Below are 22047 nucleotides of genomic sequence, written 5' to 3'. Positions count from 1 at the left end.
GGACTCGTTGCGTGGGGCGGCCACGCGGCCTCGCCCGCGCCTAGCCTGGCGTGTTTCTGCCCGCCAGTGTGGCACCCCTTTTAGTGTGAACAGGCCCTAATCCCGACGGCTTTTCACGCAAACCCGCAGGCCCAGCAAGCTCGCCAACCATGCATCACTTTTCCCATAGCCCATATGCCCTCGACAATCGCTGAAAAAATCCTCGCCCGGCACGCGGGCCTGGATCAAGTCCAGGTCGGCGACATCGTGATCGCCGATGTGGACTTTTCCATGGTCCACGACGCCCGCGCCCCCAACGCCATGCGCATGATAGACAAAATGGCCGAAGCCCCTCTGCCTTTCGCGCCGCGCACGGCATGGGTGCTGGACCATTACTCGCCGCCGCCCAATCTCGCTGCCGCTCAGGCCCATACGGCCATGCGCGAATTCGCGGGCACGCATGGCAGCCCGTTATACGACATCGGCGACGGCATCTGCCACCAGGTTCTGCCCGAAGGCGGCCACCTGACCTGCGGCGACCTGGTCGTAGGCACCGACACGCACTCGGTCACATATGGCGCATTCAACGCCTTCGGCACCAGCGTGGAGGGCACCGATGTCACTGCGGTCATGGCCACCGGCAAAGTATGGCTGCGCGTACCCGAATCGGTGCGCATAGAACTGCAAGGGCAACTGCAGCCCGGCGTCTGGGCCAAGGATGTGACCCTGCACATGCTGGGCAGGTTCGGCGCCGAAGGCCTGAATTACCAGGCCCTCGAATACACGGGTACGGCCGTCGCGGCGATGGACATCGACGATCGCATGACGCTGGCCAATCATGCGGCGGAACTGGGCGCCAAGGCCGCCCTGCTGGAGGCCGACGAAAAAACCCTGGCCTGGCTGGCCGCCCACGGCGCACGGCCGCCGAAACCGGTGGCGGCGGACCCCGGCGCCAAGTATGCGCAGCGCGTGACCATCGACGCCTCGGCATTGGCTCCGCAGATAGCGCGCCGGCATGAAGTGGACGACGTGGTGCCCGTCACCGACGTTGCCCGGCAGAAGATCAACTTCGCCCTGATCGGCACCTGCACCAACGGCCGCCTGGACGACATTCGCCAGGCGGCCTCGATCCTGAAGGGGCGCAAGCTGGCGCCGGGCGTCCGCATGATCGTCACGCCCGCCTCGCGCCGCATCTACCTGGACGCCGCGCGCGAAGGCCTGATCGAGATCCTGACCATGGCCGGCGCTTCTTTCGAGGCGGCCGGTTGCGGCACCTGCGTCGGCATTACCAACCATCTCATTCCGGGCGATCACGAGGTCGCCATTTCCAGCGCCAACCGCAACTTCAAGGGCCGCCTGGGCAATGACAAGGCCGAGATCTGGCTCGGTTCCGCTGCCACGGTGGCAGCCTCGGCGCTGACAGGCTATATCACCGATCCCCGCGAAGTCGCGGGCGGACAATGGAGGCCGGATCATGCCTGATGCCAGTATCGATATTGTGGCGGGCCGCGTCTACGTGCTGGGCGACGATGTCAACACGGATGTGCACTGCTCGGGCAAGTACCTGCCCGGCAAAGACGAAGCCTACATCGCCTCGCGAGCCTTCGAGGGCGTGTCGCCGGGATTCGCCGCGCGCTATGCCAAGGGCGGCATCATCGCCGCCGGACGCCACTTCGGTATCAATTCGTCGCGCGAACAGGCGGTCCACATCCTGCACCGCCTCGGCGTGGCCGCCATCATCGCGCCGTCCTTCGGCAGGCAGTTCTTCCGCAATGCGATCAACAACGGCCTGCTCGTCGTCGAATGCGACACATCCGGGCTGGCCGAGGGAGACGAGGTCGCCATAGATACCGCGAACGGCAAGTTTCTCGTGCCGTCCCGCGGCATTCACCAGGCGCTGCGCCCCCTGCCGGCGCAGATCCGCGCCATCCTGCGGGAAGGCGGCTTGATTCCCTTTTTACGCAAACACCCGGACTGGAAAATCGCCCAATGAGCTCGCAACCCGAAAAGGCCGGATACCCATTATCGGACAAGCCGGCGCGCCTGCGCCGCGCGCTGCGCGAACGCCTGTCGCGGGCGGGCCGGGACGCGCCCAGCCTGATCGCGCCGGGCATCTACGACGCATACGGCGCGCGCATGGTGCAGCACGCGGGCTTCGAAGCCGTCTACATGACCGGCAACGGGGTTTCGGCCAGCCTGCTGGGACGGCCCGACGTAGGCCTGGTCGACCTTTCCATGATCAGCGCGCATGCCCGGCGCATCGCCGCCTGCGTGGATCTTCCCCTCATCTGCGACGCCGACACGGGTTACGGCGGCGCCGCCGCCGTGCGTCGCACCGTCGAAGAATTCGAGGCCGCCGGCGTGGCCGCCATCCATATCGAAGACCAGCAATCGCCGAAGCGCTGCGCTCAATTCGCGGGCGCGCGCGCGGTCCTGCCATTCGAAACGGCAGTCGCCCGCATCGCCGCGGCGGTTGCGGCGCGCGACAGTGCCGGGCTGCTCGTCATCGCGCGCACGGACTGCGCGGCGTCGCTGGGCCTGGACGAAGCCATTCGGCGCGCCCGCGCATTTGCCCAGGCAGGCGTGGACGCGGTGTTCGTCGAACTGAAGGCCGGCGAACGGGTCCTGGATGAAATCCGCCGCGTGACACAGGCCGTGGAGGCCCCTTGCATATTTAATCTGGATACCGGCGGCCCCTTGGCCGGCCTGGGCTCGACGGAGCTGCAATCCCTGGGCATCGCCCTGGCCATCTACCCGTCCCTGATCCGTACCAGCCTGGGCTTCACGATGCGCGAGGCGCTGAAGCACTTGCGGGAGGACGGCAATACCGGCGCGATGCGCGGCCGCATGCTGAGTGCCGCCGAATACAACGCCTACCTGGGGCTGGCCGAAGTCGAGGAATGGGAGCAGCGATTTCCCGCATGAACCGGGGTTCCCGGCGGCGTTGCATATAGCCGGGCTTCATCGCGCAAGAGCATGTACAGGTCGCCCTGTGCGCCAGGCTCCGATCACCGGATTGTGCTATTTTCTGAGAGATCGAACAAAGGCAAAAGCGCCCTGTTCCTGTCGATCGGCATGGATGCCTTGCCGACGCGCCACCGGGCCTTAGCCGCAATCACGGAGAACCAAGCATGGCCGACACTCCCGAATACATCCCCCCAAAAGTCTGGACCTGGAACAAACCCAGCGGCGGACGCTTTGCCAGCATCAACAGGCCCATTGCAGGCCCGACGCACGACAAGGAACTGCCCGTCGGGCGCCACCCGCTGCAGCTCTACTCGCTGGGCACGCCCAACGGCCAGAAAGTCACGATCATGCTCGAAGAGCTGCTGGCGCTGGGCTATACCGGGGCGGAATATGACGCCTGGCTGATCCGCATCAGCGAAGGCGATCAGTTCGGCAGCGGCTTCGTCGCGATCAATCCGAACTCCAAGATACCTGCGCTGCTGGACCGCTCCGGCCCGAAACCGATACGCGTGTTCGAATCGGGCGCCATCCTGGTCTACCTGGCCGAGAAATTCGGCGCCCTGCTGCCGACCGAGCAGCCGGCGCGGGCCGAATGCCTGTCGTGGCTGTTCTGGCAGATGGGCAGCGCGCCCTATCTGGGCGGTGGCTTCGGCCACTTTTATGCCTATGCGCCGGTCAAGTATGAATACGCCATCGACCGCTACGCGATGGAGGTCAAGCGCCAGCTCGACGTGCTCGATCGGCGCCTGGCCGAAAGCGAATACCTGGGCGGCGGCGACTACACGATCGCCGACATCGCGGTCTTTCCCTGGTACGGAGGCCTGGTCAAGGGCTGGCAGTACGGCGCAGCGGAATTCCTGGCGGTGCAGGACTACAAGAATGTGCAGCGCTGGGCCGACACTATCCTTGCAAGGCCGGCAGTCGTGCGCGGCCGCAAGGTAAACCGCCTGTCGGGCGATCCGGCCAGCCAGTTGCACGAACGTCACGACGCCAGCGACTTCGATACGAAGACGCAGGACAAGCTGGCCGCGGGGCAGGCATAGGCCCGGCATAGCTTGCCGCCGCACAAAAAGAACCGCAGCCCGGCTGTCGCGACCCGTCGCCCGCCGGGCTGTGGGCAACACCAGGCAAGGATCGAAAGCCGCCATCGGCAGGAGCGCACATCTTGATTACCGTGGACGAACAGCGGCTGTGGAATTCATTGATGGAAATGGCCGAGATCGGCCGCACCGCCAACGGCGGCAGTTGCCGCCTGACGCTGAGCGATGACGATGTGGCCGGCCGCCGCCTTTTCATGCAATGGTGTGGGGAAGCCGGATGCCAGGTCTATACCGACGAAGTCGGCAATATATACGCGCGGCGCGCGGGCGCCGATCCGGATGCGCCGCCCGTGCTGTGCGGCAGCCATCTCGATACCCAGCCGCTGGGCGGCCGCTTCGATGGCGTGTACGGCGTGCTGGCCGGCCTGGAGGCGCTGCGCCGCTATAACGAGCTCGGCATAAGCACCCGGCACCCGATCGAAGTGGTGGCCTGGACCAACGAAGAAGGCTCGCGCTTCACCCCTGGCGTACTGGGTTCGGCAGTCTATGCCGGCCGCGCCGAGCTGGCATTCGCCCGCGGCCGCCCCTGCATGACGACCGGCGTCACGCTGGGCGAAGAACTCGACAGGACGGGGTTTTCCAATACACCGCTGTTTCGCGAGCGGCCCCGGGCCTACTACGAAGCCCATATAGAGCAAGGGCCGATACTGGAAGCCGCCGCCGTGCCGCTGGGCGTGGTGACCGGCGTGCAAGGCCTGTACGAATACGACGTGACGCTGACGGGATACGAATCCCACGCCGGCACCACGCCCATGCAAGTACGCAGGGACGCGCTGGCGTGTGCCGCGGGGATCATCACGGCGCTCGTCGAACTCGGACGCAGCTACGACGACATCACCCGCATGACCGTCGGGCACATAAACTGCCGCCCCAACTCGCCCAGCACCATACCGGGGCATGTGGTGTTCAGCGTGGACCTGCGCCATCCCGACCTGAAGAGCCTGGACTTCCTGGCCGGCAAGGTCGTCGAAATCTGCAACGGGCACGCGCAGGCGCAAAACATCGAGATCGACATTGAGCGCGTGGCGGCCTACCAGCCCATACAATTCGACCCCGGCTGCGTGGACCGGGTGCGCCAGGCCAGCCTGGACCTGGGCCTGCCGAGCCTGGACATGTGCAGCGGCGCCGGCCACGACGCCGTCAACCTGTCGTATGTCGCGCCTTCGGCGATGATCTTCGTGCCGTGCCGCCACGGCCTCAGCCACAACGAACAGGAATATGCCGAACCGCGGCACCTGGCGCAGGGGGCTTCGGTATTGGCCAACGTGCTGCTGACGGAGGCCGGCGCCTTTTAAGGTTTCTTGCACGGTGCGCCGGACCTCGACATCCGCCCGTAGGCAATGCCGCTCTTATTGCCTGGGAATCCGGGTCACGTAGGGACAGGCAACCCACTGGGGCGAACCGGGGCTCATGCGCAAGAGCGGCAGGCAGCATTGCGATTCACATATGGGGCTGCCGTGTTCACCTCAAGCTTTGCGCCTGACCCCTACGGGTGCCAATAGCTCTTTGGCGGCTTGACTGTTTTGTCGTCCCAGCGCATCAGGGCAGAGGAAAGACTGCGCCCCGCGGCCACGACAGCGGATGCGTAGGCTTCAAGCACGGGCTCCGAGGCGCCTTCGCTGGCGCAAGATATATTGATGGCCCCTATCACGGACCACCCGACGCCGAAAACTGGCGCGGAAACGCTGGCAAATGGTTTACGCGCTTCTCCGATGGTGATGTGATAGCCGCGCTGGCGGATGTCATCAAAGAGCTTTCCTCGTTTCCCGAGAAACGCCAGGATGACCTTGCCGGGAGACCCCTTGTCCAGCGGGAGTTGTTCTCCGACGGGGGCGGCACGAGAATCCGCGTCCGCTTCAACCCTCATCAGCCGGATGCGCGCCTCGCCTTCGCGCACGAAAAAAGTCGCGGGCCGATGAGTTGCCTGGGCCAAGGCATGCAAGGCGGGGCGCACGGCCCCCTTCAGATCGAAGGCCATCTGATAACGGGTCGCCAGCCACGCCGTGGATGGCCCCAGGCGCCAATCCCTTTTCTCGGTCTGGACCAAGTAGCCGCTTGCCGCCAGCGTCCGGGCCAGCCGCAACGCAGAAGTCTTCGGCAATCCGACACGCCGGGCAAGCTCTGCCATGCTTAGCCGCGGCTCGTCTATGCCAAAAGCATCCAGCAAGTCGAGAGCGCGACGGACCGCGCTTACTTGATCATCAGCACAAGGCATAGCCGCTACTCCCGAGCACAGCCAGTCCACCCAGTGGACCCTCATTTACAGGTAAAAGTATGACACCATATAGTGCCCGGAGCCAAAAACCGACAATCCCAACCGCCGCTATGCGGCAAGGCTCCGCCATGACACACCTACACAAAACCCTCATGCATTGCGCGCGTTTCGGCGCCATGCTTGGCCTGGTCGCAACCTGCGCGGGCGCATGGGCCGAGCAGCCCCTGAATCTGGTGGTGGGCTTCCCGGCCGGCGGCACAGTCGATGTCCTCGTGCGCCAGATCGCCGAAGGCCTGCGTGGACGGCTACACCGGCCCGTCGTGATAGAAAACCGCCCCGGCGCGGGAGGAATCATTGCCGCCGGATATGTGAAAAACTCGCATCCGGACGGCAACACCCTGCTGGTATCGCCAGCAGTCCTCTTCAGCCTGTATCCGCTGACCATGCACAAGCTGCCGTATGCGCCAAGCGACTTCATTCCGGTGGTCCATATTGCACGCTTCGAGTACGCCCTGGGAATAGGCAGCAAGGTGCCGGCGAAAACCGCAGCGGATTATGCCTCGCTGGTCCGCAGGGACAGCAAGTACGGCATGTATGGCGCACCAGGCCTGAATGCGCCGCCCCAACTCTATGGGCAGATCTTCGCGGCCAAGTTCGGCCTGGACATGACGACTATCCCCTACCCCGGCGCACATCCGGTGGCCCTTGCTCTTTCAAGCGGCCAGATTCCCGCGGCCGTACTGCCCCTGGGTGAAATGGCCAAACTCGCGAACAACGGCCAGGCCCGCCTCATCGCGACGACCGGCGCACATCGCGCCGCGAGCTTCCCCGATGTGCCGACCTTCTCCGAACTGAAGGTGCCTGTGTCCGGATACGGCCAGTATGTCGTCTACGCTCCGTCGGGGACGCCGGCCACATCGATCGAGCCGATTGCCCAGGCGCTACAGGCCGTGCTGAAGACTGCGCCCGTGAAATCGCTTTATTCAAACATGTATATGGAAACATCCGGCCAAACCGGCCCCGTCCTGGAAAAAACGCTCGCCGAGGACACGTCTTTCTGGAGCGCGGCGGTCCATGCCAATCCGGAAATGCTCCATGCAGGCCAGAAATAAGCCGCACGCCCGCACCACGATAAAAATCCCTTTATTCCGGAGACAATCTTGAAGACCTCTTTTCGATTCCTGGCTTCATCCGTGCTTGCCATCGCGGCACTACATGCGCCCGCAGCATTCTCTCATGACGGATTTCCGCGAGGCCCGGTAACTTATGTAGTGCCCAACTCGCCCGGCGGCTCGGGCGATGTAATTGCGCGGCTGCTGTCCACCGACCTGGCGAAAGACCTTGGCGTGTCCGTGGTCATAGAATACAAGCCGGGAGCCTCGGGAGCCATAGGCGCGCAGTTCGTGGCGCGCGCCAAGCCCGATGGCTATACACTGTTGGTCAGCTCCACTGGGCCCATGACCATCGTGCCCAGCTTGCGCCCCAATGTGGCCCATACCGAAACATCGCTGTCCCCCGTGGTCAAGATCGCCAATTCGCATACCGTGCTGGCCATATCGGCAAAAAAACCCTGGCGCACCATACAAGACCTGGTCGCAACAGCCAAGGCCTCGCCCGGCACCATGAGTTTCGGCTCCGGCGGAACCGGCACCGTGCTGCACCTGCAGGGAGAACTGCTCAAGCTGCGCACAGGAATGGATGCGGTACACGTGCCATACAAAGGCGATGCGCCCGCCGTCAGCGCCCTGCTGGGCGGCCAAGTATCATGGATGTTCATTCCGACTCAAGCAGTCGCCGCGCAAGTCCAGGCAGGCAATGTCCGGATTCTGGCCACGGCGTCGCCCAAGCGCCTCAAGAGCATGCCGGACGTACCTACCATGGCCGAAGCCGGCGTCAAGGACTTCGCGAGCGATGCCTGGTTCGGCGCCTATGTTCCCGCCAAAACGCCGGCCGCGGTCGTCGCACGCTTGAACGCAGCCTTCGATAAGGCGCTGAAAGACCCCGAAGTCATAAAGCGGTTCGAAAAATTGGGCCTGGACCCGGCGGGCGGCAAACCCGGCGACCTGATGTCGGCGCAACATGCGGATACCATACGCTGGAAAGAAGTAATCCAGAATGCCCATATTTCCTCGCAAGAATAGCGCGGCGCCCTCGCCGACCCCAACGATACGCACCCAGGCACAAACCACATGACAGGCCTCGAAGACATACTCAAGCCCGGAACCCCGCACAGGCTGGCCACCGGCTATACCTTTACCGAAGGCCCGCTATGGGATCCGCAAGGGTTCTTCTACTTCGCCGACGTGCGCGAGAATCGCCTCTATCGCATGGTTCCGGGCGAAACACCGCAACTGGTCCGCCAGACCAATGGCGGGAACGGGACCACGTTCGACCTGCACGGCAATATCATTCAGTGCGAAGGGCCGGGACGCCGCCTGACCCGCTGGAACCCTCGCACCGGACAGGCCGACGTGCTGATCGAGACGGCCAGCAATGGCCGCCTGAACAGGCCCAACGATGTCATCTGCAGCTCGGATGGCAGCATCCTGTTTACCGACCCCGGCATGAGAGTGGACGTGCGCGAACGCGAAAACGAGGCGGCCATCTGGCGCATTGCGCCGGATGGCGCAGTGCACCTGGTGGCGCTTTGCGAATACCCCAACGGCCTGGCTTTCTCCCCCGATGAGCGCAGGCTATATGTCGCCAACACACGCACCCAGAAATACTTGCAGGTCTTGGATCTCGATGAAAACGGCGAGCTCGCCGGCCGCCGTATATTCGGCGATATGAGCCATGACGACTCCCCCGGCCTGCCGGACGGCGTCAAGGTCGACACCCTCGGACGCGTCTTCTGTACAGGCCCCGGGGGCATTTGGGTATATTCCGCCGAAGGGGATTTTCTGGGAAAGATCCAGTGCCCGGAAACCCCGGTGAACTTCTGTTTCGGCGGAACGGATTTGCGCACCCTGTTCGTCTGCGCCCACAGTTCCATCTACGCACTGCGCACCGTGCATCCCGGCCTGCCCCTGCCCTGGTATTCCAGAATCGAGCGCTCGTAGCCCCCATCCCTGCACAATCCATTCCTTAGCCGGAATGACGGCCATGACGAATCCCCCGGTCTTGCCCGCGCTGCCGCCAGGGGCGTGCGACTGTCACATGCATATTTTTGACAGCCGATACCCTTACGCCCCTGGCGCCCAGCCTATCCCTCCCGCCTTGCCTGGCCAATACCGCGCAGTGCAAAAGCGCCTGGGCACCGCACGCACCGTGGTGATAGCGCCGTCGTCGTATGGCCTGGATAACCGCTGCACCTTGCAAGGCCTTGCCGACCTGGGCCCGCATAGCCGGGCAATTGTCTGCCTGGCTCCGACGGTAAGGGACGAAGAGCTGGCCGAGCTGCACGCCATGGGCGTGCGCGGCGTGCGCCTGAACCTGGCCAGGGGAAATTCCACGCCCATAGAAGACCTGGACCCGATCGCGCGGCGCATCGCACCGCTGGGCTGGCACATACAGGTCATGCTGACCCCCGCGCAACTGGCGGCATACGCAGACAAGCTGAATGCATTGCAGGTGCGTTTGGTCATCGACCATCTGGCGAGGATTCCGCAAGATGGGGGAATTTCCAGCCCGGCCTACCCCCTCTTGCGCAAACTGCTCGACGGCGGCAATACCTGGGTAAAGCTTTCTCTTGCATCATCGGCCCGCTTGATCGGCACGCCGCAAGAAGACGTGCTGCACGCCATGGGACGAGCGCTGGTGGCAGCCGCCCCGACTCGCCTGGTATGGGGAAGCGATTGGCCGCATGTGCTGTCCACCCTGGATGGAACCCCGCAGCCTGGCGACGAACATATGCTGGCGATTCTGCTGGACTGGGCCTCGAGCGACAGGCAGCGCCGCGGCATATTATGCGAAACCCCGGCAATGCTCTACGACTTTCCGGCAATTTGAATGTATTTCCCGGCGGCAAAGCCCGAATATGCGTACGCAGCCGCCATGGCTGGGGCAATCGCCATGAAGGCGCAACCATGGCCTAGGGATGCCAGGTGGCCCTCGCCTGGATCAGCCGCTGGGACGCTCCGTCATTGTCATAGCTGAGCGCGGCCGACAGGGCCTCGGCGGCGCGCCGGAGCTGTGGCGCGAAGCCCGTGAGCCGGGTCGCCACGCCATCCTCGGCCGGGGCGCCTATGCATAGCGCCCCGATTACCTTCCATCGGCTCCCGAAAACCGGCACGCCTATGCTCGCGGACGCGACCTTCGCCTCGCCGACCGTCACGTGATAGCCGCGCGCGCGGATCTCGTCGTACAGCATGCCCTGCTGGCCCATGGCGGCCAATATCACCCGTCCCGCCGCGCCACGGTCCAGGGGCATGGATTCCCCGACCCGGGCGCGGCTATGCCGGGCATTCGGGTACTGGATCTTGATCAAGCGTATGCGCCGGTCGCCGTCGCGCACGAAGAACGAGGTGTCTTCGCCCACGGTATCGGACAGCTTGCGCAGCGCCGGCTCGACGTTTTCCCGAATGTCGAAGGCGATTTGATAGCGGCCGCCCAGCGACGCGGTAGCCGGGCCCAGCCGCCACTGCGCGCTGTCGTTCTGGACGACATAGCCCCTGGATTCCAGGGTCTTGAGCAAGCGCTGCGTCGTCGACTTCGCCAGCCCCGCCCGGCGGGCGATTTCGCTCAGCCCGAGATGAGGATATTCCATGGTGAAGACATCCAGGATGTCCAGGGCGCGAACCGCGGCCGTCACGACTTCCGTTTCAGGGTTTTCACTCATTTCGACCTCATATCGGTCCGTTGTACGGACCGATATTGTAATGCCCGCCGCGCGCCCATAAGCTTCGTCCGCAGAGTAACGATACGCAGGAATTTTTCCGGCGATGCCCGCGGACGCAAGGTGTGCAGCCGTGTCGAACAGACAGGCAAGCATGCCAGGCCATCTCGCGCGCCGCGACGCCAGTGCCGTATTTACCTGCACAGCATTTACATAAGTCGACAGTCATTCCGATGATCAAAGGGGGACACATGAAACGAAATTTCGTACAGCTTGCCGTTGCGGGCATCGGCCTGTGGAGCGCGCTCGTGGGCGCCGCGGTGGCCAAATATCCGGACAAGCCTCTGCACATGGTCGTTCCCTATTCCGCGGGAGGCGGCGTGGACAACATCACGCGCGTGGTCGCCAAGGGCCTGGGCACTCGCGTGCAGCAGCCCGTCGTGGTGGACAACCGCCCCGGCGCGAGCGCGAATATCGGGGCCAACCTGGTCGCCAAGGCCGCCCCGGACGGCTACACGATGCTGGTGGGCGCGACCTTCCTCGCCTTCAACCGCGCCACCACCAAGAACCTGCCCTACGACGCCGCCACGGATCTCATCCCGGTGGCACGCCTGGGCAAGGCGCCTTTCGTGCTGGTCGTGCCGGCCACGCTGCCGGTCAAGAACGTCGCCGAACTGGTGGCCTACATGAAAGTCAACCCGAAAACAGCCTCGTATGGCGCGGTAGGTGCGGGCGCCCCCACCAACCTGATTTTCCCGAAGAATACCGGCACCAAGCCCATCCAGGTCCTGTACAAAGGGGGCGCTACCGCAATGCCCGACCTGATTGCCGGCCGCCTTACCTTCATGATCCAGACCGCCAGCGAAGTGCTGCCTCTCGTGCGTAGCGGCAAGCTGCATGCCTTGGCGGTCACGGGCACGTCGCGTTTCTATGCGCTGCCGGACGTTCCGACCATGAAAGAAGCCGGTGTCGCCGACCTGGAAAGCACCGGCTGGTGGGGTGTGTTCCTGCCCGCGCACACGCCAGCGCCCATCGTCGACAAGCTTTCCGACGAGCTCCAGCTCGTCATGAAACAGCCCGACGTCATCGAGTCCCTGCATAAAATGGGCATCGAATCCGCGCCTTTGCCGGCTGCGAAATTCAAACCCTTCTTCCAGAAAGAGCTGAAGAGCTACGATGATGTTGCGCGCCAGTTCCATCTGGTCGTCAACTAAGGATGCTCTTTCCGGCTTTTCCGGGCTTCGCCTAGCCCGGCCATTCTCAAGGAATTTCTCATGCAAGCAGGTTTTCAAGTTCTGAAGCGCCGCAGCGCCGTCGACAGCGAATGGGTCAAGAAATTCGCCACTATCCCCGTAGCCAATATCAGCGACTCCATGTCGCGCCTGAATTCGGGCGGCGCCCAGTTGCGCCCCCTGCATGCCGGCGGCGTCCTGTGCGGGCCCGCATTGACCGTCAAGAGCCGCCCCGGCGACAACCTGATGACACACATGGCCTTGAACCTGGCCGTGGAAGGTGACGTCATCGTCGTGGACGCCGGCGGCGACCTGACCAACGCCATCGTCGGCGAACGCATGCTTGCCTATTGCGTCGCCAAGAAATTCGCGGGCGTCATCATCTATGGCGCGGTGCGCGACTATGGCTGGATCCGCCAGCAGCGCTTTCCCGTGTACGCATGCGGCGTCACCCATCAAGGGCCCTACAAGGATGGCCCGGGCGAGATCAACACCCCCCTGTCGCTCGGCGGCATGGTGGTCCACCCCGGCGACCTGATAGTGGGCGACGAGGACGGTGTACTGTGCATTCCGCAGGCGAATGTGGCGGACGTGCACGTCAAGGCCGCTGCAAAGTACGAGTTCGAAAGCAGCACCTTCGCGGCCATCGGACAGAAAGACAACGACGCCGCGGGCTACCGCGCCAAGCTCGAGAAGCTCGGATGCTTCTTTGAAGAGTAAGCAAAACAGCAAAGCATTGCCCGGCGCGGGCCCAGCCCACGCCGCGGCGACCGCTACGCCCAGTTGAATCGTCCCGCCTCCTCACTCCAGACATAAGCACACATGATCATCGATTGCCACGGCCACTACACCACTGCACCGGCGCCGCTGAAAGACTACCGGGCCAGGCAGACCGCCGCCTACGAGGCCGGCCAGGTGCTGTTGCCCGATTTCGCCATCAGCGACGACCAGATCCGCGAATCCCTGGAGCCCAACCAGTTGCGCATCCAGCGCCAGCGCGGCGTGGATCTCACCTTGTTCTCTCCTATCGCCGGCGCCATGGCGCATCATGTGGGCGATGCGACCACCAGCCTGAACTGGACCCGCGCCTGCAACGACCTGATTCATCGCGCAGTAGAGCTCTACCCCGACCAGCTCGTCGGCGTCTGCCAACTGCCCCAGTCCCCCGGCGTCGGCCCCGAGAACTGTATCGGCGAACTGGTCCGCTGCGTCGAAGAGCTGGGCTTCGTCGGCTGCAACCTGAACCCGGACCCGACAGACGGGCACTGGGCCGACCCGCCGCTGACGCAGCGCTACTGGTACCCGCTCTTCGAAAAGCTGGTAGAGCTCGACGTGCCGGCCATGATCCATGTCAGTTGCTCGTGCAACCCCAACTTCCACCACACCGGGGCCCACTACCTGAACGGCGACACCACGGCGTTCATGCAATTCGTGCAGTCGGACATCTTCAAGGATTTCCCCACGCTGCGCTTCGTCATTCCCCACGGAGGCGGCGCGGTGCCCTACCACTGGGGCCGCTATCGCGGCCTGGCGCAACAGCTCAATCGCCCGCCGCTGGAAGACTTGATGAACAATGTGTTCTTCGACACCTGCGTATACCACCAGCCGGGCATCGAGCTGCTGCTGGAAGTCGTGCCGCCCGACAACGTCCTGTTTGCATCGGAAATCATCGGCGCGGTCCGTGGCATCGATCCTCGCACCGGCCATTACTACGACGACACCAAGCGGTATATCGATGCGGTGCAGTGGCTGGCCCCCGAGCATCGCGCCAAAGTGCTGGGCGACAACGCCTTGCGGGTATATCCGCGGCTCGCGCAGCGCCTGCGCGCGCGAGGGTTGCTGGACGCCTGAACCCCGCGCCTACCGCCCGCGGCCGGCCGCCCTGACAAAGGGCGGCTTCGACAGCCACACGATCCCGATCAGGGCCAGGAAGCAAAAGCCCAGCGCATCGAATATCTGGTTGAAGGAAACCTGCATCGCCTGCTGGGTAATCACCTGGTTGATGCCCGCCGCATAGTGCTGCAGCGAACCGCCGCTGGCGGCGATGCCCTGGCGCACTTCGGCATTCGACAAGGTAATGAACTCGGCCAGGTGCGCGTGGCTGGCCGCGGCGCCGCGGGTCCACAGATAAGTAGTGATCGACACCGCGAAACTGGCGCCGACCGTGCGCAGGAAAGTCGCCGACCCCGACCCTTCGGCGACTTCGGGGCCGTCCAGGTCCGAGAGCAAGATAGTCAGTATCGGCATGAAGAAGAAGGCGATCCCCAGCCCGAAGGCCAGCTCGGTGAGCGCAATATGGATGAAATCGACTTCGGTATTGAAACTGCCGAAGCGAAAGCAGACGAAGCTCATCACCAGGAAGGAACTCGCCGTCAGCCAGCGCAGGTCGAACCTGGCGGCGTACTTGCCCACCCAGAAAGTCAGCAGGATGGGCACGACCCCGATCGGCGCGACGGCCAGGCCGGACCACAGCGCCGTATACCCCAGCGTATTCTGCAGCCATAGCGGCAACAACAGCGACACCGAAAAAAACAGCCCGAAAGCCAGCACCAGCGCCAGCGTGCCCGCAGCGAAATTGCGATGCCGGAACAGGCGCAGATCGACCAGGGGCCGCTCGTCGGTCAGTTCCCATATCACGAAGAAGGTCAGCGAGACCGTGGCGGCGGCCGCCAAGGCGACTATCGTCCCCGACGAGAACCAATCCAGCTCATTGCCCCGATCCAGCATGACTTGCAGCGAACCCACGCCCAGGATCAGCGTGGCCGCGCCCACCCAGTCGATGCGTTCGCGGCGCAGTTGCTCGATGCGGCCGCGCATCTGGCCCAGGGCCAGTCCGCCCGCGAGCAGGCCTATGGGCACGTTGATGAAGAAGATCCAGCGCCAGGAATACGAATCGGTGATCCATCCCCCGGCCACCGGCCCCACGATAGGCGCCACCACCGTGATCATGCTGATGATGGCCAGGGCCATGGCGCGTTTTTCGCGCGGATAGATCGACACCATCAGGCTCTGGGTGATCGGGTACATGGGCCCGCAGACCGCCCCTTGCATCGCCCGGAAAGCCACCAGCATGGGCAGGCTGGTAGCCAGGCCGCAGGCCAGCGAAAACAAGGAAAACAGCAGCACCGCCCAGACAAACACCTTCACCTCGCCGAAGCGGCGCGAAAGAAAGCCCGTCATCGGCAGCGTGACCGCCTGGCACACCGTGAACGAAGTGATGACCCAGGTCGACTGGTCCTGGCTGGCGGCAAGATTGCCGGCTATGGTCGGCAGCGACACATTGGCAATGCTGATGTCCAGAACCTGCATGAAGGTTCCGAGCGACAGGCCGACGGTCGCCAGCACCAGGCTGGGAGGCCTGAATTCCTTGACTGGCTGGCTTGTTTCGGGAGATGCAATTTCCATGGCTCAACTTGCTTGCGCGGCGCCGGGCCGCACAAGAAGCGCGGCAGCCGCAGACACGTCTTACTTGGACAAGTGTAGTACCACCCATCGAAGAGCCACGGCAAGCCCGCCCCGACCGGGGCTTTCTCCTGGACTTGCGCGCCCCGGATACTTGCACGCCTGCCCGCGGCCGGCTTGACAAGCGCTGCGAGACATATGAGACTTCACGATTGGTCAATGCGGCGCGACTGGGGGGTAGCATCGCAGATTATTATCAATACACGACCTGGCCCGCGGCGATACGCTCGACGCAGCGTACTGGCCCCATCCACGCCGCAGGCCAAGATTCCCGCCGGTCCGGATTATCAATTCTTTCAGCCCATCGCTGATTTCGACGCCACAGGAGGCAGGGTGCACAGCGCGACGCATCACGAGGCAGCGGCCCCGCAAGGCCGAGGCACAAGATTCCCGGTATTTTCCAAGTACCGCCTGAAAATAGCGCTGCGCGAACCGACGGTCGTCATCGGCATTCTTGCCGCCATTCTGTTTTCTTACCTGATCGTCGCCCCCATCGTTTCGCTGCTGGGCGACGCGTTCCGGGTCCAGTATGCCGATTCGATGCGCCTGGGGCTGAATATCGGGTCCTGGACATTCTATTACCTGGAGCGGGTATTCAAGTCCATCATCGCGCCGGACATTCTTTGGCTGCCGTTGGTGCATACGATCAGCGTCGCGCTCGGCGCCATGGCCATAGCGCTGGTCGCGGGCGGGGTCATGGCGTGGCTCATCAGCAGGACGGACATCCTGGGCCGCAAGTGGTTCGCCACCGCGCTCATCGTTCCGTACATGCTGCCTTCGTGGACTATCGCACTGGCGTGGAGCGCGGTCTTCCTCAATCGCACCGTGGGCGGCCAGCCCGGGTGGATGGAAACCCTGGGCTTCGAGCCCCCCGACTGGCTCGCCTATGGCCAGCTCCCCATCACCGTCGTCCTGGCGCTGCATTACACGCCCTTCGTCATACTGCTGTTCGGCAATGCGCTGCGTTCCTTCGATTCGCAACTGGAAGATTCCGCGCGCATGCTGGGCGCCCGGGCATCCACCGTGGCCCGCCGCATCATCATCCCGCTGATGCGCCCGTCCCTGCTGTCGGCGGTCACCCTGATCTTCGCCAAGTGCCTAGGCGACTTCGGCGTGGCTTACATACTGGGCGCACCGGTCAAGTACGACGTCCTGGCCACGTCGCTGTTTCGCAGCGTAACGGCCAGGCAAGGCGGAGAAGCCGCCGTGCTGGCGGGGGTGATCATCCTCATAGGCTCGATTTCCGTACTGATCGATGCACGCCTGGTGCGCGAGGCGCGCCGCTTCATCACCATAGGCTCGAAGGGCTCCATGAACCGCAGCCAGAAGCTGGGGGCGTGGCGCCTGCCCATGACCGCCCTGGCCGGCGCCATGTTCACCGTCAGCGTGGCGATTCCATTGCTGGTGCTGTTCCTGAGCACCGTCATGCGCACGCCGGGCAAGTTCGCCCTGGACAACTTCACCTGGGCGTACTGGGTCGGCCACAACCTGCCCACGACGGCCCTGCGCACCGGCATCCTGGTCACCCCCGATTTCTGGCATGCCGCCTGGAATTCGCTGTGGATGGTCGGCATTGCGGCGGTATGCGCCGGCGTGCTCGGCGTCTTGGTGGGCTACGTGGTGGTGCGCACGCCGCTGAAATCCATAGGCGCCTATCTCCGGTACATCACCTTCCTGCCCTACCTGGTGCCCGGCATCGCCTTTGCCGCGGCCTGCCTGTCGATATTCGCGGTGCCGCACGGGCCCATCCCGGCCCTGTACGGAACGGCGGCGATCCTGATCCTGGCCCTCATGGCCGACCAGATGCCGTTTGCGTCGCGCGCCGGCATATCCGCGATGATGCAATTGGGCAAAGACCCCGAAGAAGCCGCGCAAGTCGCGGGCGCGGGCTGGTGGAAGCGCCTGGTCAAGGTCGTCATCCCCATCCAGAAGGGGCCGCTCGCCGCCGGCATCCTGCTGCCGTTCATATCCGGCCTGAAAGGCCTGAGCCTGGTAATCATGCTGGCGACGCCCGGAACCGACTTGCTGACCACATACGCCATACGGCTCGTCGACTTCGGCTACAGCCAGGCCGCCAACGCGGTCGTGCTGATGCTGTCGGCGATCGCATTTCTTGGAACACTGTTTATACAAAAAGCGACGAAGACGAGTCTTGCGTCGGGATTGGGGGGTTGATCGTGCCGGGAATCACGCTACGCGGAATCGAAAAACGCTACAGCAGAAGCGCCGTCCCGTCGGTCAGGAACCTGAACCTCGAGATCGGCGACGGGGAATTCCTGTGCGTGCTCGGGCCTTCGGGCTGCGGCAAGACCACGACGCTCAGGATGATCGCGGGGCTGGAACATCCCACCGCCGGCGAAATACGGGTCGGCGATACCATCGTCGACTCGGTTGAAAAAGGCATATACGTGCCGCCGGAAAAGCGCGGCATGGGCTTCGTGTTCCAGAGCTACGCCCTGTGGCCGCACCTGACCGTCCAGGACAACGTGGAATTCGGCCTGGCGCTGCGCAACGTGGATCGCAAGACCCGGCGGGCCGCGTCCGACGCGGTCATGGAAAAGCTCGGCATAGCAAAATACCGCGAACGTTATCCGTCGGATCTTTCCGGCGGGCAGCAGCAGCGCGTCGCGCTGGCGCGCATGCTGGTGGTGCAGCCCAGCGTCATCCTGATGGACGAACCCTTGTCCAACCTGGACGCCAAGCTGCGGCTTGAAATGCGGGCCGAGCTCAAGAGAATCCATCTCGATTCCAAGGCCACCGTGGTATTCGTCACGCATGACCAATGGGAAGCCATGACCCTGGCCAGCGTGATCGCCGTCATGAACGAAGGCACGCTGCAGCAGCTCGACAGCCCCGACAATATCTACAATCGCCCTTGCAACAGGTTCGTGGCCGGCTTCGTGGGCAGCCCGCCCATGAACTTCATTGAACTGGGCCAGGGCGAAACCTCGGAATTGTCGGCGTCGCTGCGCAAATACCTGGACGGCGCCGGCCTCGGGGCTTGCCGGGGCTCGGTGGGCATACGGCCCGAAAACATACAGGTCGAGCCGCCCGCCGCGGCGCTGCCCGGGCAGGCCTACTCCAGCCAGGCCACGGTCACCGGCATCATGCCCACGGGCGGCAACTGGATCGTCGAATTGACGGTGGCGGAACAAAAACTGTTTGCCACGACCAATGCCCCGCCGCGGATCCAGCCAGGAGACCGGGTAAATTTCCAGGCCGGCCGGGCCGACCTGCATCTATTCGACGAGCACGGAAACAGGCTGCCCGACCAAGGCGCGACGCCCGGGCAGCCCGAAGACAGGTAATATCGATGGCGAGGCCGCGATTACACGCGCAGCGCAATCCGGCATTAATCAATAACGCACAGGAGACCACAGTGAGGCATGCGAAACTGATTCAAGCAAACAAGACCCTGTTCATGGCTTCGGCCCTTGCGGCAGCGCTGATGATGGCCGGCTTCGGCCATGCCGCGCATGCGGCATCCGGCCCGAGCGCCGCCGCGGCATCCGACGGCAGCACCGGCCTGGGCATTCCCGACTCCGGCTACAGCCTGGACAAGCTGATCGAAGCAGCCAAGAAAGAGCCTCCCATCACTGTCGTGGACGCTACCGGCAAGATCAAGGTAATGGCCAAGAAGTTTTCCGAAAAATACGGCATCAAGACTACCGGCGAGAAAATGTCGGCATCCAACCAGGAAGAAATCCTGGTCCGCGAAGCCCAGGCGCACAACGTAAAGCACGACGTCTTCAACATGAGCAACCTGCCCGATGTCACGGCGCAGTTCCTGCCGCAGGGCATAGGCGTAAGCTGGATGCCGCCCGACCTGAAGAACGAAACGCCCCCCGAATACCAGCACCCCGCCATCACCAGCCTGAACGCCTGGGTGTGGGTCTACAACCCTGCCGTCTATGGCGACACGTGCCCGGTAAAGAACATGTGGGCCCTTACCGACAAGAAATGGAAGGGCAAGGTCAGCATCCCCGATCCGCTGCTGCGCAACGAAACCATGTTCTGGTTCAACCAGATCGCGGATAACGCGGACACCAAGATGAAGGCTGCCTATCAGGAATATTTCGGCAAGCCCCTGGAAACCAAAGAACCCAGCGCCATGGCCGAATGGGTCAAGCGCTTCGCGGCGAACAAAATAAAGGTGCAAAAGAGCGACACCGACGTCGGTCCCATCGTCGGCGCCAGCACCGCTGACAACCCCGTCATCGGCTTCGTCAGCGCGGCGATCTTCACCCACGCCAAGAACGAGCACTTCCCCATGGCCGTCTGCAAGCAGATGACGCCCTGGATCGGCCAGTTGACGCCGCGCGTCGCCGTCATCGCAGCCGGAACCAAGAGCCCGAATGCCTCCAAGCTGTTCGTGCACTACATGATGTCGGCCGAAGGCATGCTGCCGCAAATGGAAGACGGCAAGATCTCGACGAACCGCAACGCGAAAATGCCCGCCAGCGAAGCATCCGGCGTGGACAAGCTCACTGCCCACATGTTCGCCAATAACTCGAACAGCACGCCCGACGACTTCAAGAAGTTGCAGTTCTGGCGCGATCTCTGGACGGTAAGCAGCCGCTAAGGCGGCTCGGCGGGCCTTGCGGGGCCCGCCCCCCGACAGTTTGCCGCTATGCGCCGGGGCGCCGGCTATGCCACCGGGTATGCTGCTGGAACTGATGCCCCAGGCGCAATAAGGCAGCTTCATCGAACGGCCGGCCCACAAGCTGTATGCCGTTGGGCAAGCCATTCGAAGTGAAGCCGGCCGGCAAGGCCAGCGCCGGCAGGCCCAGGTAATTGATGCCGCGCGTCCAGTACGAAAAATTGCCGAACCGCGCCTCGATGTCGCCTTCGCTGCCGGTGATGGTTTCCTGGATCGTAGGCACTGCGCAGGGCAGCGTCGGCAACAGCAAGGCCTGGCCTCCTTCCAGGTAATCGGACAGGAAGCGTGCCTGGTATTGTGCCCGCAAGCGCAGGGCATCGACATAGCGCGTTGCCGGATACAACAGGCCACGCTGGATGCGGCGCCGCACCTGGGAACCGTAGTCGTCGGGACGCTTGGACAGCCATTCGCCGTGGATGGATGCCGCCTCGACCCCAAGCACCAGGGTCCCCAGGGCGCCGGCCTCGGCAAAGTCGGGCAGTGCCACGCGCCTGATTTCGGCCCCGGCCTTGGCAAAGTCTTCCGCAGCCTGCTCCACCAAGGCCCGTACCTCGTCGCTAAGCGGTGCATCCGATGGGAACTTCGGCACGAGAATCACGTCGCCAGCGAACAAGGGGCGATCCACGCCGGATTCGTAATCGCGCGGCCTGCTGGCCAGGCAGGCCGGGTCACGGGCATCCGGCCCGGACACGACGCTCAGCAGCCGGGCGCAATCGCGCGCGGTCTGCGCAAGAAACCCGACACAATCGAGGCTCGGCGACAAGGGCATGACGCCATATGTCGACACCGCATGCTGGGTGGGCTTGATGCCCGTGACACCGCAGACGGCCGCGGGAAGGCGCACCGAGCCTCCTGTGTCCGAGCCCAATGCGCCGAACACGAAGCGCCCGCCGACCGCCGCGCCGCTGCCGCTGGAAGATCCACCGCTGACGTGGTCCGCGGACCAGGGGTTCTTTCCATGTCCCAGATGCGCATTGAACCCCGTCGGGCTCATGGCGAATTCCGCCATATGCAAGGCGCCCAGGTTCACTGCGCCGGCATCCTCGAGCCGCCGCAGCACAGTCGCCGTATGGTCCGGACGGAACCCGCGCAGGATCCGGCTGCCGCATTCGGAGAGTTCGCCCGCCTGGAAGAACATGTCTTTGTGGGCCAGGGGTACGCCGTGCAAGGGCCCGCAGCGGGCTCCACCGCTTTTGCGGCGATCCAGGCTGCGCGCCTGGTCCAGGGCTTTTTCAGTTCGAGTGCGGACGAACCCGTTGAAGCCCGGCGCGGATGCCTCGATCGCTTCCAGGCAGGCGCCGACGACTGCCTGCGCCGACAGGTCCCCCTGCAGCGATTCGGCAAGCTCGCACAGCGATGCCCCGCGCGCCGGCGACGCCTTCATATCAATTGCCATCGGTATGCTCCTTGCGGCGCATCGCATCGACGAAACTATCCTGGGTCAGCCATGTAAGCTGCGCCGCCGCCCGCGATACCGCGACGCTCGCCTTCAGCGCCCCAGCCACGAGATCCCCGGCATCCGAGGGATTCAAGGGCGCAGCAGCGAAACGCTGCGCCCAGCCCTGGGCGGACTCCACCAGATCGTCGCCTGCGCCCACTTCATTTTCAATACCCATTCCCGTCTCCAGCACGGGATTGTCCCGTGCACACTTGAGCCG

Annotated in this window: 20 protein-coding genes; 15 read left to right on the top strand and 5 right to left on the bottom strand. The window is 63.9% G+C overall.

Annotated features, from left to right (window positions below; all coding sequences use genetic code 11):
* Window positions 1–174: 174 nt before the first annotated feature.
* The 5 genes from KVP10_RS06610 to KVP10_RS06590 all read left to right on the top strand — a co-directional run bounded on the left by KVP10_RS06610 (window position 175) and on the right by KVP10_RS06590 (window position 5341).
* Window positions 175–1461: an aconitase/3-isopropylmalate dehydratase large subunit family protein gene (locus tag KVP10_RS06610; protein ID WP_217963704.1), complete on the top strand. Its 1287-nt coding sequence runs from the start codon at window positions 175–177 to the stop codon at window positions 1459–1461.
* A complete protein-coding gene (locus tag KVP10_RS06605; protein ID WP_217963703.1) occupies window positions 1454–1972 on the top strand; it encodes a LeuD/DmdB family oxidoreductase small subunit in 519 nt (172 codons plus the stop codon). Before KVP10_RS06610 ends, KVP10_RS06605 begins: the two co-directional genes overlap by 8 nt.
* Window positions 1969–2904, top strand: a complete 936-nt coding sequence (locus tag KVP10_RS06600; RefSeq protein ID WP_217963702.1) for an isocitrate lyase/PEP mutase family protein — start codon at window positions 1969–1971, stop codon at window positions 2902–2904. Before KVP10_RS06605 ends, KVP10_RS06600 begins: the two co-directional genes overlap by 4 nt.
* Before the next feature lie 206 nt (window positions 2905–3110).
* Complete coding sequence (yghU, locus tag KVP10_RS06595; RefSeq protein WP_217963701.1) at window positions 3111–3989, top strand: glutathione-dependent disulfide-bond oxidoreductase; 879 nt, start codon at window positions 3111–3113, stop codon at window positions 3987–3989.
* A gap of 161 nt (window positions 3990–4150) precedes the next feature.
* Window positions 4151–5341 carry a Zn-dependent hydrolase gene (locus KVP10_RS06590; RefSeq protein WP_376810947.1) on the top strand — a complete coding sequence of 397 codons (1191 nt, stop codon included), beginning with the start codon at window positions 4151–4153 and terminating at the stop codon, window positions 5339–5341.
* A gap of 191 nt (window positions 5342–5532) precedes the next feature.
* Here the strand turns inward: KVP10_RS06590 and KVP10_RS06585 are convergent, their stop codons facing one another.
* Entirely contained in the window at window positions 5533–6261 is a 729-nt protein-coding gene (locus KVP10_RS06585; RefSeq protein ID WP_217963699.1) for an IclR family transcriptional regulator, read from the bottom strand.
* A 128-nt stretch (window positions 6262–6389) separates the two neighbouring features.
* On the opposite strand from KVP10_RS06585, the gene KVP10_RS06580 reads away from it, so the two are divergent.
* The 4 genes from KVP10_RS06580 to KVP10_RS06565 all read left to right on the top strand — a co-directional run bounded on the left by KVP10_RS06580 (window position 6390) and on the right by KVP10_RS06565 (window position 10209).
* The gene (locus KVP10_RS06580; protein WP_217963698.1) at window positions 6390–7373 is read left to right on the top strand and encodes a tripartite tricarboxylate transporter substrate-binding protein; all 984 of its coding nucleotides are present in this window, start codon (window positions 6390–6392) and stop codon (window positions 7371–7373) included.
* A gap of 159 nt (window positions 7374–7532) precedes the next feature.
* A complete protein-coding gene (locus tag KVP10_RS06575; protein ID WP_217963697.1) occupies window positions 7533–8402 on the top strand; it encodes a tripartite tricarboxylate transporter substrate binding protein in 870 nt (289 codons plus the stop codon).
* Between the two features lie 48 nt (window positions 8403–8450).
* Window positions 8451–9320, top strand: coding sequence for an SMP-30/gluconolactonase/LRE family protein (locus tag KVP10_RS06570; protein ID WP_217963696.1), 870 nt, complete (start codon window positions 8451–8453; stop codon window positions 9318–9320).
* Window positions 9321–9354: 34 nt separating this feature from the next.
* Window positions 9355–10209 carry an amidohydrolase family protein gene (locus KVP10_RS06565; RefSeq protein ID WP_217963695.1) on the top strand — a complete coding sequence of 285 codons (855 nt, stop codon included), beginning with the start codon at window positions 9355–9357 and terminating at the stop codon, window positions 10207–10209.
* A gap of 82 nt (window positions 10210–10291) precedes the next feature.
* Here the strand turns inward: KVP10_RS06565 and KVP10_RS06560 are convergent, their stop codons facing one another.
* Complete coding sequence (locus tag KVP10_RS06560; protein WP_217963694.1) at window positions 10292–11038, bottom strand: IclR family transcriptional regulator; 747 nt, start codon at window positions 11036–11038, stop codon at window positions 10292–10294.
* Between the two features lie 248 nt (window positions 11039–11286).
* On the opposite strand from KVP10_RS06560, the gene KVP10_RS06555 reads away from it, so the two are divergent.
* The 3 genes from KVP10_RS06555 (at window position 11287) to KVP10_RS06545 (ending at window position 14118) form a co-directional block, all read left to right on the top strand.
* Window positions 11287–12249 carry a Bug family tripartite tricarboxylate transporter substrate binding protein gene (locus KVP10_RS06555; protein WP_217963693.1) on the top strand — a complete coding sequence of 321 codons (963 nt, stop codon included), beginning with the start codon at window positions 11287–11289 and terminating at the stop codon, window positions 12247–12249.
* Between the two features lie 60 nt (window positions 12250–12309).
* Window positions 12310–12987: an RraA family protein gene (locus KVP10_RS06550; protein ID WP_217963692.1), complete on the top strand. Its 678-nt coding sequence runs from the start codon at window positions 12310–12312 to the stop codon at window positions 12985–12987.
* 102 nt (window positions 12988–13089) lie between these two features.
* Window positions 13090–14118: an amidohydrolase family protein gene (locus KVP10_RS06545; protein WP_217963691.1), complete on the top strand. Its 1029-nt coding sequence runs from the start codon at window positions 13090–13092 to the stop codon at window positions 14116–14118.
* 9 nt (window positions 14119–14127) lie between these two features.
* Here KVP10_RS06545 and KVP10_RS06540 read toward each other — a convergent pair whose 3' ends face one another.
* Window positions 14128–15672 (bottom strand): DHA2 family efflux MFS transporter permease subunit, encoded by a 1545-nt coding sequence (locus KVP10_RS06540; RefSeq protein WP_217963690.1) that lies wholly within the window; start codon window positions 15670–15672, stop codon window positions 14128–14130.
* A 390-nt stretch (window positions 15673–16062) separates the two neighbouring features.
* On the opposite strand from KVP10_RS06540, the gene KVP10_RS06535 reads away from it, so the two are divergent.
* The 3 genes from KVP10_RS06535 to KVP10_RS06525 all read left to right on the top strand — a co-directional run bounded on the left by KVP10_RS06535 (window position 16063) and on the right by KVP10_RS06525 (window position 20311).
* On the top strand, window positions 16063–17904 hold the full coding sequence (locus tag KVP10_RS06535) for an ABC transporter permease (RefSeq protein ID WP_217963689.1): 1842 nt from the start codon (window positions 16063–16065) through the stop codon (window positions 17902–17904).
* 2 nt (window positions 17905–17906) lie between these two features.
* The gene (locus KVP10_RS06530) at window positions 17907–19037 is read left to right on the top strand and encodes an ABC transporter ATP-binding protein (RefSeq protein WP_217963688.1); all 1131 of its coding nucleotides are present in this window, start codon (window positions 17907–17909) and stop codon (window positions 19035–19037) included.
* 71 nt (window positions 19038–19108) lie between these two features.
* Window positions 19109–20311 (top strand): ABC transporter substrate-binding protein, encoded by a 1203-nt coding sequence (locus tag KVP10_RS06525; RefSeq protein WP_217963687.1) that lies wholly within the window; start codon window positions 19109–19111, stop codon window positions 20309–20311.
* A 46-nt stretch (window positions 20312–20357) separates the two neighbouring features.
* On the opposite strand, the gene KVP10_RS06520 is transcribed toward KVP10_RS06525, so the two are convergent.
* Both KVP10_RS06520 and KVP10_RS06515 read right to left on the bottom strand, forming a co-directional pair.
* A complete protein-coding gene (locus KVP10_RS06520; protein WP_246600360.1) occupies window positions 20358–21785 on the bottom strand; it encodes an amidase in 1428 nt (475 codons plus the stop codon).
* Window positions 21775–22005, bottom strand: coding sequence for a hypothetical protein (locus KVP10_RS06515; RefSeq protein WP_217963686.1), 231 nt, complete (start codon window positions 22003–22005; stop codon window positions 21775–21777). Before KVP10_RS06515 ends, KVP10_RS06520 begins: the two co-directional genes overlap by 11 nt.
* Between the last annotated feature and the right edge of the window lie 42 nt (window positions 22006–22047).

This window comes from Candidimonas humi, assembly GCF_019166065.1.
Taxonomy (GTDB): Bacteria; Pseudomonadota; Gammaproteobacteria; order Burkholderiales; family Burkholderiaceae_B; genus Candidimonas; species Candidimonas humi.
Note: the sequence above shows the minus strand (reverse complement) of the source record. Positions and strands in the feature narration are given on the sequence as shown.

Coding starts and splice junctions, on each gene's coding strand:
- KVP10_RS06610 (WP_217963704.1), top strand. CDS start 175: ATGCCCTCGACAATCGCTGAAAAAATCCTCGCCCGGCACGCGGGCCTG.
- KVP10_RS06605 (WP_217963703.1), top strand. CDS start 1,454: ATGCCTGATGCCAGTATCGATATTGTGGCGGGCCGCGTCTACGTGCTG.
- KVP10_RS06600 (WP_217963702.1), top strand. CDS start 1,969: ATGAGCTCGCAACCCGAAAAGGCCGGATACCCATTATCGGACAAGCCG.
- yghU (WP_217963701.1), top strand. CDS start 3,111: ATGGCCGACACTCCCGAATACATCCCCCCAAAAGTCTGGACCTGGAAC.
- KVP10_RS06590 (WP_376810947.1), top strand. CDS start 4,151: ATGGAAATGGCCGAGATCGGCCGCACCGCCAACGGCGGCAGTTGCCGC.
- KVP10_RS06585 (WP_217963699.1), bottom strand. CDS start 6,261: ATGCCTTGTGCTGATGATCAAGTAAGCGCGGTCCGTCGCGCTCTCGAC.
- KVP10_RS06580 (WP_217963698.1), top strand. CDS start 6,390: ATGACACACCTACACAAAACCCTCATGCATTGCGCGCGTTTCGGCGCC.
- KVP10_RS06570 (WP_217963696.1), top strand. CDS start 8,451: ATGACAGGCCTCGAAGACATACTCAAGCCCGGAACCCCGCACAGGCTG.
- KVP10_RS06565 (WP_217963695.1), top strand. CDS start 9,355: ATGACGGCCATGACGAATCCCCCGGTCTTGCCCGCGCTGCCGCCAGGG.
- KVP10_RS06560 (WP_217963694.1), bottom strand. CDS start 11,038: ATGAGTGAAAACCCTGAAACGGAAGTCGTGACGGCCGCGGTTCGCGCC.
- KVP10_RS06555 (WP_217963693.1), top strand. CDS start 11,287: ATGAAACGAAATTTCGTACAGCTTGCCGTTGCGGGCATCGGCCTGTGG.
- KVP10_RS06550 (WP_217963692.1), top strand. CDS start 12,310: ATGCAAGCAGGTTTTCAAGTTCTGAAGCGCCGCAGCGCCGTCGACAGC.
- KVP10_RS06545 (WP_217963691.1), top strand. CDS start 13,090: ATGATCATCGATTGCCACGGCCACTACACCACTGCACCGGCGCCGCTG.
- KVP10_RS06540 (WP_217963690.1), bottom strand. CDS start 15,672: ATGGAAATTGCATCTCCCGAAACAAGCCAGCCAGTCAAGGAATTCAGG.
- KVP10_RS06520 (WP_246600360.1), bottom strand. CDS start 21,785: ATGGCAATTGATATGAAGGCGTCGCCGGCGCGCGGGGCATCGCTGTGC.
- KVP10_RS06515 (WP_217963686.1), bottom strand. CDS start 22,005: ATGGGTATTGAAAATGAAGTGGGCGCAGGCGACGATCTGGTGGAGTCC.